This window comes from Crossiella sp. S99.2 (assembly GCF_023094165.1).
Classification (GTDB): domain Bacteria; phylum Actinomycetota; class Actinomycetes; order Mycobacteriales; family Pseudonocardiaceae; genus Crossiella.
On the sequence record NZ_JALMDK010000020.1, the window covers coordinates 75,514 to 91,578 of the forward strand.

Annotated in this window: 4 protein-coding genes; 3 read left to right on the forward strand and 1 reads right to left on the reverse strand. The window is 70.7% G+C overall.

Features of this window, described 5'->3' with window-relative positions; genetic code table 11:
- Positions 1 to 31 precede the first annotated feature (31 nt).
- Together MZC64_RS43955 and MZC64_RS43960 are read left to right on the forward strand one after the other, a co-directional pair.
- The gene (locus tag MZC64_RS43955) at positions 32 to 6,274 is read left to right on the forward strand and encodes a type I polyketide synthase (protein ID WP_247765460.1); all 6,243 of its coding nucleotides are present in this window, start codon (positions 32 to 34) and stop codon (positions 6,272 to 6,274) included.
- A 441-nt stretch (positions 6,275 to 6,715) separates the two neighbouring features.
- On the forward strand, positions 6,716 to 7,633 hold the full coding sequence (locus MZC64_RS43960) for a M23 family metallopeptidase (RefSeq protein ID WP_247765463.1): 918 nt from the start codon (positions 6,716 to 6,718) through the stop codon (positions 7,631 to 7,633).
- 19 nt (positions 7,634 to 7,652) lie between these two features.
- Here MZC64_RS43960 and MZC64_RS43965 read toward each other — a convergent pair whose 3' ends face one another.
- On the reverse strand, positions 7,653 to 8,537 hold the full coding sequence (locus MZC64_RS43965) for a hypothetical protein (RefSeq protein ID WP_247765464.1): 885 nt from the start codon (positions 8,535 to 8,537) through the stop codon (positions 7,653 to 7,655).
- 343 nt (positions 8,538 to 8,880) lie between these two features.
- Between MZC64_RS43965 and MZC64_RS43970 the strand changes: the two genes are divergently transcribed.
- Complete coding sequence (locus tag MZC64_RS43970; protein ID WP_247765466.1) at positions 8,881 to 16,011, forward strand: PA14 domain-containing protein; 7,131 nt, start codon at positions 8,881 to 8,883, stop codon at positions 16,009 to 16,011.
- Positions 16,012 to 16,065: the final 54 nt, after the last annotated feature.

Genomic DNA, 16,065 nt, shown 5'->3' on the forward strand with positions numbered 1-16,065 from the left:
ACGACGCGATTTTGCTGATCTACTGGCGATCATGGCCAGTCCTGCAACCGATGCCACGGTGTCAGACCTCATCCGGATCCGGGCGGCGGCGTCGCCGGACAAGCTCGCCTACCGGGACGCCACCGAGGCGGTCAGCTACCGCGCACTGGCCGAGCGCACCGCGTGGATCGCCGCGAACCTCGGGGTGGCGCGAGGTGCGCGGGTGGGTGTGGTGCTGGGCAACGGGGTGCCGCAGGTGCTGGTCACCCTGGGCATCACCAGGGCGGCGGCTGTTGGGGTGCCGTTGGATCCGCGGGCTTCGGCCGAGGAGTTGTCGCGCCGGCTGACCGCGTGTGGTGCGACCGTGGTGGTCACGGATCGGGTGAATCGGGCGAAACTGCGGGCTGCGGCGGGGATCTCGGTTGTCGAGGTCGAGGAGTTGTTGCGGCGCAACGATGTGCCGCCGCGGGACGACCTCGGGCTGGACGAGCCCGCGTGGCTGTTTCACACCTCCGGCACCACCGGGGAGCCCGTCGGGGTGGCGTCCAGTCAGCGGTCCTGGCTACTTGTCGCTGATGGCGCGTACCGGGAGGCGCTCGGCTTGTCCGCGGCGGATCACCTGCTGTGGCCGCTGCCGCTGTTCCACGCGTTCGCGCACTCGATGTGCGTGCTCGGGGTGCTCTCGTTGGGGGCGAGCGCGCACCTCATGTCCGCGTTCAGCGTGGCGGAGTGCGCGGAACTGTTGCGGGAACAGGAGTTCACCGTGCTGGGTGGGGTGCCGACCACCTTCCGGCAGCTGCGGGAGGTGGCTGCGCCGATGCCGCCGGTGTGCCTGTCCTCGGGTGCGCCGCTGCCCGCGGAACTGGTTGCCTGGTACCGGAATCGGTTCGGGCGGGTGTTGCGGGACGGGTACGGGAGCACCGAGAACTGCGGGAAGATCGCCATCGACGGGATGCCGATCCCCGGCGTGGCGGTGCGGGTGGTCGAGGGGGAGATCCAGGCCCGGGTGCCCGGCACTGAGCACTGGCAGGCCACTGGTGATCTTGGGCGGCTGGACGACGGGCGGGTGGTGATCACGGGGCGGCGCAAGGAGGTCATCATCCGGGGTGGGCACAACGTGCACCCGGCCGAGGTGGAGCGGGTGCTCGCCGGGTTCCCCGGGGTGCGGGACGCGGCGGTGGCCGGGGTGGCCGATGAGCTGCTCGGCGAGGTGCCGGTGCTCTACGCGGTCGGTGAGGTGGATCTCGACGCCCTGCACGCGCACTGTCGCCGCGAGTTGCCGCCGCACCAGGTGCCCGCCCGGGTGTTGCGGATCCGGGAGGTGCCGCGGACGCCCTCGGGCAAGCCGGTTCGGCGGCGGCTGGCCCACCAGCATGCCCTGGATGTGGTGCGCACCGAGGTCGAGGCGCTGACCGGGCGGTTGCCGGGCCCGGAGGAGACCTTTGCCGAGCAGGGGCTGGACTCGCTGGGCGCAGTGCGGTTGCGGGATCGGGTGGCCGCCGCGCTGGGGGTGGAGCCGGCGCAGACGCTGGTCTTCGACCATCCCACGCCGCGCGCCGTTGCCGACCACTTGGTCGGGAGCGATGTTCGGCCGCGGGTCACCCGGCCGGGGGCGACCGGGCCGATCGCGATCGTGGGCATGGCCTGCCGTTACCCGGGCGGCATCAGCAGCCCGGAGGACCTGTGGCGGGTGCTCGCCGCGGGCATCGACACCACCGGTGACTTCCCGACCGACCGGGGCTGGGACCTCGACGCGCTCTACGACCCCGATCCCGACCGGGTGGGTGGTAGCTACGTCACCCGGGGCGGATTCCTGGCCGACGCGGCCGAGTTCGACGCCGCGTTCTTCCGGATGTCCCCGCGTGAGGCGCTGGCCACCGACCCGCAGCAGCGCCTGTTGCTGGAGACCTCCTGGGAGGCCGTGCAGCGGGCGGGCATCGACCCGGAATCCTTGCGTGGCAGCAAAACCGGGGTGTTCACCGGGGTGATGTACAACGACTACGCCGGCCGTTTCGCCGGGCAGCCGCACGAATTGGAGGCCCAGCTCGCGCTCGGCTCGGCGGGCAGCATCGCCTCCGGCCGGGTCGCCTACACCCTCGACCTGCGTGGCCCCGCGATCACCCTCGACACCGCCTGCTCCTCCTCCCTGGTCGCCCTGCACCTGGCCGCCGAGGCACTGCGCGCCGGGCACTGCGACCTGGCGCTGGCCGGGGGCGCCACGGTGATGGCCACGCCCGCGCCGTTCGTGGCCTTCAGCAGGCAGCGCGGGCTGGCCCCGGACGGCCGGGTGAAACCCTTTGCCGCCAACGCCGACGGCACCGCATGGGCGGAGGGGGCCGGGGTGCTGCTGGTGGAACGCCTCGCCGACGCGGTCCGGCACGGCCACCCGGTGCTCGCGTTGGTCCAGGGCACCGCGACCAACCAGGACGGCGCCTCCAACGGGCTCACCGCGCCCAACGGGCAGGCGCAGCGGGAGGTCATCGAGGCGGCGCTGGCCGATGCCGGGATCACCGGCGCGGAGGTGGACGTGGTCGAGGCGCACGGCACCGGCACCGCGCTCGGCGACCCGATCGAGGCCGCCGCTTTGCTGGCCGCGTATGGGAATGCGCGGGAACAGCCGTTGTTGCTGGGCTCGGTGAAGTCCAATCTGGGGCACACCCAGGCGGCCTCCGGGGTGGCCGGGGTGATCAAGATGGTGCAGGCCATGCGGCACGGCAGCGTGCCGGCCACACTGAACGTCATCGAGCCGACCCCGCACGTGGACTGGTCTTCCGGGGCGCTGCGGTTGGTGACTGAGCACGAGCCGTGGCCGGTGCGGGACCGGCCACGCCGGGCGGCGGTGTCCTCCTACGGCATCTCCGGCACCAACGCGCACGTGGTGCTGGAGTCCTACCCACAGCCCACACTGGTGTTCCTGTTCCCTGGGCAGGGCGCGCAACGGCCGGGCATGGGCCGGGAACTGGCCGCGCGGCACCCGGTGTTCGCCGCCGCCTTCGAGCAGGCGTGCGCGCATCTGGACCCCGAACTGCCCGCCGCGCTGGACACCGAGCTGGTGCACCGCACCGACTTCGCCCAGGCCGCGCTGTTCGCCTTCGAGGTCGCGCTGTACCGGCTCTTCGAGTCCTGGGGCTACTTCCCGGACGCGCTGATCGGCCACTCCGCCGGGGAGATCGCCGCCGCGCACCTGGCCGGGGTGCTCTCGCTCAAGGACGCCGCCCGGCTGGTCACCGCGCGCGGCAGCCTGATGCGCGCGCTGCCCGCGGGCGGCGCGATGGTGGCGATCCGGGCCGCGGAGAGCGAGATCCCGTTGACCCCCAACACTTCCCTGGCCGCGGTGAACGGGCCGCGGTCGGTGGTGGTCTCGGGGGCGGAGGCGGAGGTGCTGGCCATTGCCGCGCGTTTCCCGGACGCCAAGCGTCTGCCGGTCAGCCACGCCTTCCACTCCCCGCTGATGGAACCCATGCTGGCCGAGTTCGCCGAGGTGGTGCGCGGACTGGAGTTCCACCCGCCGCGGCTGCGCGTGGTCGGGGCGCGGCCGGACGATCCCGAGTACTGGGTGCGGCATGTGCGGGAGACCGTGCGGTTCGGCGACAATATCGCGCTGGTGCGCGGCACCCGGCTGGTGGAACTGGGACCCGGCCACACCCTCGCCGCCCTCGACGAGGACATCGTGTCCACAGTGGACCCCGAGCGGGCGGCCGAGATCATCCGGGGCACACATCCGTTCCAGCGCAACCGTTTCTGGCTGGACAACACCGTCGGGCATCCGCTGATCGAGTCGATGGCGGTGCTGCCCGGCTCCGGCGAGGTCCTGTGCACCGCGGTGCTGACCGCGCCGTGGCTGCGCGACCACGTGGTGGGCGGCACGGCGCTGGTGCCGGCGACCGCGTTGGTGGAACTGGTGTTGCAGGCGGGCGCGGAGGCCGGTACGCCGGTCCTGGACGAGCTGGTGCTGCACGCGCCGCTGCCGCTGGCGACCCCGAGCCGGGTGCAGATCGTGGTGCGCCCGGCCGAGGGAGACACCAAGGCGGTCGAGGTGCACGCGGGCGAGGTGCTGCACGCCAGCGGGGTGCTCAGCGACCGCCCCGCACCCGAGTTCGATCTCGGCGACTGGCCGCCGGAAGCCGAGGAGCTGGTGATCGACCACGGCGAGTACGGCCCCGCCTTCCAAGGGCTGAACCGGTTGTGGCGTAAGGGAGACGAGCTGTTCGGCGAGATCCGCGCGGACCTGCCGGAGGCCGGGCGGTACGGCCTGCACCCCGCCCTGTTCGACGCGGCCCTGCACCCGGCCCGGCTGCTCGCCGACGGGATTCCCTTTGCCTGGCGCGGGGTGCACCTGCTCGCCGCGGGCGCCACCGCACTGCGGGTGCGGATCCGGGACGGGGAGATCGCCGTCGCCGACCAGGTGGGCAGGCCGGTCGCACACGTTGCGGCGCTGGAGGTGCGCACCCAGCGCCCTCACCGTGGCGTACTGCACCGCCCGGAGTTCGCGCGCACCGAGATCCAGCCAGCCGGGGAGGTGCTGCAGGTGCCACCGGGCGAACTGCACGAGACCCTGCACCGGGTGCTGGCCGAACTACGCACCCCCCGCGAACACCTGACCGTGCTGACCCAGCCCGGTGACCTGGCCGGGGCCGCGGTCGCCGGACTGGTCCGGGTCGCCCAGGAAGAGCACCCCGGCCGGTACACCCTCGCCCACACCGACGGCGACCGGGTGTTTTCCCTTGCCCCCAAAGTGGAACTGGTGCCGGTGCCGGGCGGGCCCGACTTCCCGTGGCGGGGCACGGTGCTCATCACCGGCGGCGGCGCCCTCGGTGGCGCGGTGGCCGAACACCTGCGCGCCAAGGGAATCCACGTCGTCGTAGCCAGCCGTTCCGGCGAAACCCGCTGTGATGTCACCAATCGCGCCGAACTGGCCGCACTGCTCGACTCGCTCCCCGAGCTACGCGCCGTGGTGCACACCGCCGGGGTGCTCGACGACGGCGTCCTTGATTCGCTCACCCCGGATCGACTCTCCGCCGTGTTGCGCCCCAAGGCCGACGCGGCCTGGCACCTGCACGAACTGACCCTGGACCGGGACCTGGACGCCTTCGTGTTGTTCTCCTCCGCCGCGGGCGTGCTCGGCCACCCCGGCCAGGCGAACTACGCCGCCGCCAACAGCTACCTGGACGAACTCGCCCGCCACCGCAAGACACTGGGCCTGCCCGCGCTGTCCCTGGCCTGGGGACCGTGGACCACCGGCATGATGACCGGCCGCACCGCCGAGGGCTTCCTGCCACTACGCCCGGCAGACGGCCTGGCCCTGCTGGAAGCGGCCCTCACCACCGACGAACCCGTCCTGGTCCCCCTCGCCTTCGACCGCGCCCGCCGCCCAGCCCCGGCCCGCCGCACCCAGCGCACCGCGAACCTGCCCGTGCTCGACCTGGTCCGCGCCGAGATCGCCGCCGTGCTCGGCCACGCCGACATCGACCCGGACACCCCGATCGTCAACCTGGGCTTCGACTCGCTGACCGCCATCGACCTGCGCAACCGCCTGGAACGCGCCACCGGCACCCGCCTCGCCGCCACCGCCGTCTTCGACCACCCCACCCCCAGAGCCCTCGCCCAGCACCTGTCCCCGGCCAAGCCCGGCCCCCTGCGCATCCTCTACCGCGACATCTGCGCGGCAGGCCGGCCCGGCGCGGCCATGCACCTCCTGGTCGCCGCCTCCTGGGCCCTGCCCAGCACCCCGACCCCACAACCCGCCCGCCCCCGGCAGCTGAGCGCGGGCCCCGGCCCCACCGTGGTCTGCTTCCCGAGCCTGGCCTCGGCGCCCGGGGAGTACCGCCGCCTCGCCGAACACCTGCCGAACCTATGGGAACTCCCGCACCCGGGCTACGACGGCGGCCCGGTGCCCGAGGACATCCCCGCCCTCGTCCGCGCCCACGTGGAGTCGATCCGGACTCTGGACGGCCCGGTGGTGCTGCTGGGCCGCTCGACCGGGGGTTTGGTGGCCCAGGCCGTGGCCGCGGAGATCCAGCCAAGGTGTCTAGTGCTGCTAGACACCTTCCCGGTGCTGGACGAAGAGGACCAGCACGAACTGCCCGTGCGCTCGGCACTGGAGATGGACGAGCCTGGCCTGGCGGCACTGGGTGCGTATGTCCGGCTGTTCCTGGGCTGGCAGAACACCCCGGAGGTGCCGACCCTGCACCTGCGACCGGGCCTGGTTCCCGGCGACCACTACTCGATGCTGACCGAACACGCGGACACCACGGCCGCGGCCATTGCCGAGTGGCTTGGCGACGCCGGTGACTGACCGGGTGGGATTCGCTGGGCCGGATCGGGGTTCCGGGGCGCCGATCCGGCCCAGCGAGTGCCGTTTCCGGCCCGCTCGGTGTCGTACCGGGGCGAGGGGGAGACCGAGGGGCGGGTCCGTCCGTGGCTGCGGACGGTGGCGTGCACCTGTCTACCGCGTGCGGGTTGTCTACGGTCGGCGGGCCGGCGCCGCACAAACAACTCGCGCGCACCAATCAACCGGTCGGTCGGCGGACCGACCAGGCTGGAACATCAGAGTATTGCCGCCGTCGCTGCTGCTCCGGGCAGTCCCGCACCGTTCTGATCAGGCCGATTTCCTGATCGCTTTCAGACTGTTGCGGCCCAGGTCCAGGGCACTGGGGCAGGGCGTTGACGGTGTGTGCGGGCGGCGCTGAGCCTCATGTCGAACCCCCTGCGTTTGTGGTTCGGAGAGGACGAAGTTATGGGAAGACTACGTTTGACGGTGGTCGCGCTGACCACCTTGCTCGCGGCGGCCCTGCCCCTGCCCGCCACCGCCGCCCCCGCCCCGCTGGAACCCGCCGTGGTCCAGGCGATGCTGACCGAACGCGCGACCACCACCCCCGCCCTGGCCGCCCAGGGCCGTGCGGCCGAGGTGGATGTGCGGCGGCAAGACGTGACCGGTGGCTGGGTGTTCGGGTCCGCCGTGCTCACCGCGCCCTCGGTCGAGGGCGCGGCGCCGGACTCCTGGCTGTTCCTGGCTCGCCGCACCGCGCGTGGGTGGCTAGTCGCACTAGACACCGGTTCTGGGTTCGCGGGGCTGGCCGCTCGCTCGCCGGAGTCGGTGCTGTCGGCGGGGGAGAAGGCGACCTTCGCGGCCAACGCGCGCAACGCGGCCGCGCCCACCGGGCTCGCGCTGCCGTACCCGGCGGGGGTGGCCTGGACGATGATCGGCGGGCCGCACGGCTGGAGCGGGCAGCCGCGGCCGTGGAGTTCGGTGGACCTCAACGGCGGTGACCGGCGGGTGCTGGCCGGGCAGAGCGGGCGGGCGTACTGGATGTGCCGCAACGGCGGGCACATCCGGATCATCCACGACAACGGCTGGACCACCGAGTACTACCACCTGCTCAACGAGATCAAGCCGGACGGCGCGCCGATCAAACTCGGCGACTACCTCGGGCTGACCAGCACCCGGATCCCGTGCGGCGGGTCGGCTGGCAGCAACCACGTGCACTACGCGGTGAAGAAGGGCACCGCGTGGACCGCGCTGAACGGGCTCACCATCGGCGGCTGGACCTTCCGCGAGGGCACCAGGGCCTACAGCGGATACGCCACCCACCAGACGGTGCGGCGCAACGTCGGTCAGGCACTGAGCAACTACGGTCCGGACGACCCGGGCTGAGTCACCCCGGGCGGCCGCGTCACTCCCATTCCCAGCGGATGCCGTGGCCGCCCGGCCGGGCGTCGGCCTGGGCCAGATGGGTTGCGCCCCAACGGGTCAGCGGCAGTTCGGCGAGATCGGTCCAGGGGGTGCCGATGTCGGGCCGCCAGATCCGGTGGCAGCGTGCGGGCAGCGCGGCCGGGTCGAACTGGATCTGCAACAGGTAGCTGCGGATCGGGAAACGCACCCCCCGGTGATACTCAGTGGCCAGCGGACCGCCCGCGCTGTAGGCCAGTTCGTATTCCAGGACATAGGTTTCGCCTGCCGCCAGCCGCCGCTCGAAGATCAGCTCGACCGCGGTGAGCCCGTTGACCCGGTCCTCCCGCACCCGCCCGATCCGGCACTGCCGGGCCACCCGGATATCAGGCAGCAACGGCGAATCACTGTGGTAGACCGCGACATGCCGGTCCACCCCGTCCCGGCGCGCGGCCAGCACCACCTGCCCCTGGATGGCGCGTTCCTCCCGGTCCGGGCCGAGCACGATCCGGTCATGATGGCTCAACCAGGCCAGGTCCCCGTCCGGCCGGTGCTGGATCCGGTCCAGCAGCGTGGCCACCCCGGCGTGCACCGGGCAGACCCGGTCCAGCGGCAGCGACCCCGGCACGTGATCCAGCCACCGACCGCGCGGTCGGGGCGGACCGAGCAGGGTGAGCAGCGAGTTCCGGGACAGTCCGAGGATGTCCTCCAGGGCCAGCACCGCCCGCAGCGAGACCGGCCGTTCGGGACGGCAGGCCCCGCTCTGCCAATAGCTCAGGGTGGCCACGCTGACCGGGAGGTCGCGGTGGCGCAGGTGGTGCCGCAGCCGTTCCAGGCTCAGGCCGCGCGAGGCGATCGCGGCGCGCAGGGCGTCACTGAAGGCGGACATGCCGGTGTCCTCGGGGTCGGGTGGCCGCCAGCCCAGTGTGCGACAACTCGCCTGCCTACCAACCGGCCGTTCGGGGGAGGCGATGGCGGGTTTGCGTCGATCCCGCGAGCACCCGGCTCCCTCTCATGGGGGAATGTCCTCCCTCATCTGACCGAGGCAGGCGCGCCGGGCCGTGGATATGGTCCTCGTGATCTACCGGGAAATGGGGGAGACCGGGTAGGTCCTGCGACGAATTCGCCTTTCCCAGCGCGGTTTTCCACTGCCCTGGGTCAGTTCGCTGACAAGTCTCCCCGGTGTGCCGACTGGACGCGAGGTCAGAGTGAGTTCGAATCGAAGGTCATCGTTGTTCCGAAGAGCCGTGGTCGTGGTGACCACGGCCGCGTTGAGTCTTTCGGTCGTATCGGTACCGCCGGCCGGCGCGCGGCCGCCCGAGCCCGTCAAGCTGCGCAGTCATGCGGAAATCCCGCGGTTACCCAGCAAGGCGGGCGACGCGGTCACCCCGGTGAACCCGGCCGGGGACTTCTCCCGGCGCGCGGAAGCAGCTCTCCCGACCGCTCGGTCGGCGCCGTTGCCGGCGCCGCCGAAACCGCAGCGCACCGGCTATGTCGAGGGCAAGTCGGAGGTGGTGGAACGCCGTCCGTCCGCGACGATCTACCGGAATCCGGACGGGACCAGGACCGCGAAGGTCTTCCAGGGCGTGGTCAACGCGCCGGAGCAGAACTCCGGGAAACTGGTGCCGGTAGACGCGACCCTGGAGATCAAGAACGGCGTGGTTGCGCCGAAGGTCGCGGCGGTGCCACTGGAACTGCCGGACCGCACCGACCCCGGCGCGGCGATCACCGTGGGCGCGCCCGCGGCCCAGGCCCGCCTGGAGCTGGAGGGCCTGCGGGACCAGGCCGCCGAGGTCAACGGCACCGTGGCCACCTACCGGGAGGTGCAACCCGGCGTCGACCTGCAGCTGGAGACCACCGCCTCGGGGGTGAAGCAGACCTTCGTCCTGCACCGGGCGGTCAAGAGTCCACAGTGGACCTTCCGGCTGCACCTGTCCGCGGGCCAGACGCCCGAGGCGCGGCCGGACGGCAGCGTGCTGATCAAGAACGCCGCCGGTGCGGTGACCTTCACCGTGCCGCACGCGACGATGTGGGACGCCTTGCGGGACAAGGACTCCGGCGAATGGCGCAAGGGGCCGGTGCAGCAGCGGCTCGAACGTGACGGCAAGGGGTGGCGGATCGTGCTCGCCGCCGACGCCGCCTGGGTGAACGCGGCGGAGCGGAAGTTCCCGGTGCACGTGGACCCCGGCACGTTCGACCAGACCTCGCTGGACTCCTATGTGAGCAGCGAGTTCCCGCGCAACAACTACACCGTTGATCACGAGCCGGGCAACGGCTACATCAACAAGGTCGGGTACTGGCCAGGGGCGGGCTGGAACGAGACCTACCTCTGGTTCGACCTCGGCCCGATGCACGGCAAGCAGATCCTGGGCGCCAACCTCGGCGTCTACTGGGTGCATTCCAACCTGCCGACGCCGACGAACTTCCGGGTCCGCCCCATCGACTCCGGCTGGCAGCACAACACCGTCACCTGGAACACCAAGCCGGCACTGGGCCGGCCGGAACTGTGGGCCCAGGGAGTCGGCGGCAGCGGGACGATGGTCGGCGTGACCGACTGGGTGCGCGAGTTCACCGCGGGCCGGTGGGGCTATCACGGGTTCGCCCTGGACGCCCCGGACGGTCAGAACGCGTGGAAGAAGCTGGCGGCCTCGGAGGCCAACCAGCAGGGCGGCGCGCCGGTGCTCTCCATCGACTACAACGACGCACCGCATCAGCCCACGCTGAGCTGGCCCTCGCCCAACGACGGCGCCACCTACCACCAGACCGGGTTCACCTTCGGGGTCGGCGTCGGCGATCCCAACGGAGACGCCCAGCGGGTGGAGTTCTACCTCTCCGAGAGCCAGAACGTCATCGGCAACCCCATTGACGCCGAAGGGATGGACGTGCCCGCCGGTGGCAACCACGCCCATTCCGGGCGGGTCCGGCAACTCCAGTGGAACAAGCAGTACTACTGGCAGACCCGGACCACCGACGGGCATTCGGACTGGGTGAACTCGCCGGTGTGGAGCTTCCGCACGACGAACCAGAAGCCCGGCGTGCCCGGCCTGACCGAACCGGTCGATCGCGCGGTCGTGTCCACCAAACAGCCGGTGCTCAACGCGAATCCGGTCACCGATCCCGATGGTGACGAGGTGCAGTACGAGTTCTCCATCGCCACCGGCGAGGACGGCCGCTCTGGGCTGGTCGCCCTGTCCGGTTGGCTGGGTAGTCCACAGTGGACTGTCCCGGCCGGGGTGCTCAAGGACGGGGTCACCTACACCTGGACCGTGCGTGCCAGGGACGTGGCGTCCAAGGAGGAAACCTTCTACGCCGCCTCGCGCAAGCTGCGGGTGGACATGCGCCTCGGCGCGCAGGCGCCGGTGCCCACGGACAGTTCGGGGCCGGTGACGGTGAACCTGTCCAACGGCAACGTGATCACCAAGCTGACCACGCCGAAGATGAAGACCGTCGGCGGCGACGTCGGCGTGGAGTTCACCTACAACTCCCAGGGCACCGGCGAATCCGGGCTCGTGGGGTCCTACTTCACCGGTGATTCCGTGGACGGGATCAAGGACACCGATGTCCCGGTGCTGGTCCGCACCGACCCCCAGGTGTCCTTCGACTGGGGTTCGGGTTCGCCCTATCCGGCGGTGATCGGCGATGACGGCTACCGGATTCGCTGGCAGGGTTATCTCAAGGTGCCCGACACCGGGAAGTTCTTCCTGGGCGGGGTGCATGACGACGGCATGCGGGTGTGGGTCAACAACCAGCCGCTCTACGACGACTGGAAGAACTGGTATCCGCCGGGCAGCGCGCCCCGGCTCGGCGGGTCCGGGATCCAGCTGGAGGCGGGCAAGTCCTATCCGATCCGGGTGGAGTACCGGGAGTGGAACGGCGGCGCGCACGTGCAGCTGTGGACCCAGCGGGAAGGCGGCCACCTCATCCCGGTGCCCTCCTCCTGGCTGTCCCCGGTGGCACCCGCGCTCCCGCCGGGCTGGTCGATGAGCGCGGACTTCGACGGCGGCGGCAACGGCTACACCAAGGCCGTGCTGACCGAGTCCGGAGTGTCTCTTGTGGACAGTACCGGCGCGTCCCATGCCTACACCAGGCTCTCCGACGGTGGCTACGCGCCGCCCGCCGGTGAGTACGGCACCCTCGCCAGGGACAGCGCGGGCAAGCTCACTCTGCTCGACGGCGATGGCACCACCTACGTCTTCAGCGCCTCGGGCAACCTGGAATCGGTCACCTCGGCCACCGACGCCCGCAAACCGGCCGCGGCCACCATGCAGTGGACCCCGGTCGACGCGGCCAACCCCATCGCGCGGCTGACCAAGATCACCGATCCGGTGTCGAACCGGTCGCTGGGCCTGCACTATTCCGGGGAAGCCGAATGCGCGGACACCCAGGGCTGGGACCCGGTGCCGCCGGGATTCGTCTGCGCGGTCACCTTCCCCGACGGCGGCAAGAGCCGGCTCTACTTCCACAACGGCAAGCTCGCCGGATTTGTCAACCCTGGTGAGGAGTGGATGCACCTGGGCTTCCATGCCGATCACCTGCTGTCCACCGTGCGGACCCCACAGGCGCTGGACTGGATCCGGGCCGACCTGGACAAGCGCAACACCAACGCGGTGGACTACCTGATCGACTACCACCACGACCAGCGGATGGTGAAGGAGGTCCGTTCGCCGGAACCCGGTGGCTTCAACCAGAATCCGCCCCAGCGCACCTCGCGGGGTTACGGCTACTACGGCGCGGACAAGGCCACCGTGGTCTGGCTCAGCGGGCTGCCCGCGGGCCGGTGGAGCCGCCGGGTGACCTATGACAAGGGCGGCCGGATGCTCACCGACACCGACGCCACCGACCGCACCACGCAGTACCAGTGGGGCGAGGATGACAAGGAACTGGCCAAGACCGATCCCGGTGGCCGCCGGACCACCACGATCTATGACGACAAGGGCAACCCGACCCTGAAGTTCGGCCCGGCTCCCGCGCACTGCTACGACGAGAGCCGCTATCCCACCCACCCCGCACCAGCGGGCTGCGACCAGATGCCGTTGCAGGAAACCCATTACGACGGCGGGCACACCGGCCTGTCCAGTGCCTGGTGGGCCAACAGCACGATGACCGGCAAGACGGCCGCCTACTCCACCGCGGCCCCCAACACCGACTGGAGCACCACCCCACCGGCGCCAGGCATCGATCCCAACGGCGCGTTCTCCGGCCGGATGACCGGACTGGTCCGGGTCGCCGACAACGGCCGGTACACCTTCCAGACAACCGAAAACGACGCCACGGACGGCGCCCGGGTCTACATCGACGACAACCTGGTGCTCGATCGTACTTACGCGCCAACGGTGCTGGAGAAGAAGCCGGTCGGCTACTGGCGGCTCGGCGACGGCGACGACATCGCCCGCGACGCCTCCGGCAACGGGCGGGACGGGCGGTATGAGGACAATCCGGGTCGCAACGCCGAGGGCGCGCTGCCGGATGACAGCAACCGCGGGGTCGACTTCACCAACGGCCGGGCGCTCATCGCCGACCACGACGCGCTCGACATCACCGGCCCGCTGACGATCTCGATGTGGGTCAAGCCGTATCGCAATGACGCGGGCGGTGGCTGGCATGAACTGATCAGCAAGTTCCGCGAGAACGACACCACGCCCTACGAACTGGCCATCACTCCGGACGGCAGGCTGCAGTTCCGGCAGGTCGGGATGAGCGGCGGCTGGCAGGCCCGGTTGTCGGACAAGCAGATCGCCAACGAGTCGTGGAATCACGTTGTGGTGACCAGGGATGACCGCAACAAGGTCACCTTCTACCTCAACGGGCAGAAGTCCGGCGAGGCCACCTTCGACCACCCGGCGGCGGCCAACTCGGTGCCACTGGCGATCGGGCGTCGCCCGGTCGGCGGCTCCACCCGGTCCATTGTGGACGAAGTCGCGATCTTCAACACCGCACTGGGCGAGCGCGATATCGCCCGGCAGGTCGGCGCGGCCGGACCGGTGAACGGCGACAAGCGGGCCATTGACCTGTCGCCGGGCCAGCACCGGTTCCGGGTCGACTACCTGCAGCACGCTCTCACCGGCAACCAGACCCGGGCCACCCGCGGGATCAACGTGCGGTGGCAACGGCATGGCGGCGCGCTGGTCGAGGTGCCCGCCGGTGAACTGCGGCCCGACTACGGCCTGGCCACCACGGTGCTGGACTACGAGTCCGACGGCGTTCCCGGCCGGGAAACGCTGACCCACCACGGCGGTGAAGCGGGCGAGATCGACCGGGCCTACGGGCTGGCGCTCGCGAGCACCGCGGATCCCAAGGGGCTCAACCTCGGCACCCGTACCGGGTATGAGAAACCTGGCGAGGGGTTCCTGCGCAAGACCGCCAAGACCATGCCCACCGGGGCGAAAACCACCTACAGCTACTACGGAAACACCGAAACCCGGGACAACCCGTGCACCACGCAGTCCGACCCGGTCAGCCAATCCGGACTGGCCAGGACAACCACCTCGGCCACCCCGGGCACCGGCGAGGCTCGTACCGTCGAAGAGGTCTACGACGTGATGGGCCGGGTCGTCGCGAAGGCGATTTCCGGTGCGTGGCAGTGCTTTTCCTACGACGGTCGGGGCCGGGTCAGTGAACACAAGTTCCCCGCCACCCCGACCGCCGCGGCCCGGACCGTGCGTACCGACCACGCGGTTGGCGGTGACCCGCTGACCACCTCGATCGGCGATGAGTTCGGCGTTATCACCACCACGGTCGACCTGCTGGGCCGGACGGTGGCCTACCTCGATGTGCACGGCATCCGCACCGAGACCGGCTACGACCACGCCGGGCGGGCGGTGTGGGAGAAGGTGATCCCGCCGCACACCGCGGATCCGCCGCAGCTGACCAGCTTCAGCTACGACCACGCCGGTCGGCTGACCGAGTCCAAGCTCGGCGACACCGTCCTGGTCAAGACCGGATTCGACGCGGCGGGCGAGCTGGCCACCGCCACCTACGCCAACGGCACCCAACTCAAGGCCGCGACCAGGGACCGCGGCGGCAGACTCATCGGGCTCACCTGGAAGCTCGCCGACGGCCGGGAGATCGCCGCCACCGTCAAGCGAACCCGCGCGGGCACGGTCATCGACGAGTCACTGGGTGGGGTCGACCCCCGCCCGGACGGCCCGAACTACACCTACGATCCGGCCGGTCGGCTGCAGGAAGCCTGGGTCGCCGGGCACAAGTATCGCTACGACTACACCAGCAGCAGTCACGCCGAATGCCCCACGGGCACCCAGGCCAACGCGGGCCGCAACACCAACCGGATGTGGCTGCACGACCAGACCGGCAGCGGCACCGCGACCACCGCCTACTGCTACGACGCGGCCGATCGCATCACCACCACCATCGGCGCCAACGCCCTGACCGGATTCAGCTACGACAGCCACGGCAACACCACCGGATTCACCAGCGGCCCCGCCACCACCGTGCTCGGCTGGGACGGCGCGGACCGCAACATCTCCGCCCGCACCTCGGGCCCGGACCCGGCGGAGGTCAGCTATGTCCGGGACGCCACCGACCGCATCGTGCAACGCACCGCGGTCAAGGGCGACGAGAACAGCGTTGTCCGCCAAGGCCACACGGCCGACGGGGACACCTCGGAAATCACCCTCGGCCCGGACAAACGACTGATCTCCCGGTCCATCGCGTTGCCAGGGGGTGTGCTGCACACGCTCAAGGGCGGTGCGGCGTCCACCTGGGATCACCCGAGTGTGCGGGGGGATATCGCGCTGACCACCGGGGCGGATGGCAAGCAGGTCGGCGAGTTGCGGACCTACACGCCGTTTGGTGAGCCGGTGAAGGCCGATGGTGTTGTGGCGCCGGACAATGTGCCGGACAACCAGCCGGGGCAGATGGATTATGGCTGGCTTGGGCAGCATCAGCGGCCGTATGAACATGCCGGGGCACTCGCGCTGGTGCAGATGGGCGCGCGGCCGTATCTGCCGGTGCTGGGGCGGTTCCTGTCGGTGGATCCGGTTGAGGGGGGTTCGGCCAACGACTACGACTACACGGCCGCGGACCCGCTCAACAAGCAGGATCTGGACGGGAAGTTCTGGGGGTTCGTCGTCCGGGCGCTGGTCCAGGTGGTGGTGATCGCGGGTCGCATCCTGCGGAAGATCGCCGCCAGCGCGTCCCGGGCGATTGCTCGATACGCGGTGGCCAACTACCTGGCCAAGCATTACGTCCGGGTGTACGCGGTCTACATCTACCGGAGTCTCGTCTACAAGTTCAGCACGGTCGACAAGCAGAAACTGTCCCTGACGGGAGCGAAGAAGCTGTGGGACTACTCCCAGAAACTGTCGAAGTGGTGGGTCTGCGTCAGGACCGGATTGTGCTTGTGATCGGAGTCCAGTAGCCGATGCCGGCCCCGGACACGCGTTGTGTCCGGGGCCAGC

Coding starts and splice junctions, on each gene's coding strand:
- MZC64_RS43960 (WP_247765463.1), top strand. CDS start 6,716: ATGGGAAGACTACGTTTGACGGTGGTCGCGCTGACCACCTTGCTCGCG.
- MZC64_RS43965 (WP_247765464.1), bottom strand. CDS start 8,537: ATGTCCGCCTTCAGTGACGCCCTGCGCGCCGCGATCGCCTCGCGCGGC.
- MZC64_RS43955 (WP_247765460.1), top strand. CDS start 32: ATGGCCAGTCCTGCAACCGATGCCACGGTGTCAGACCTCATCCGGATC.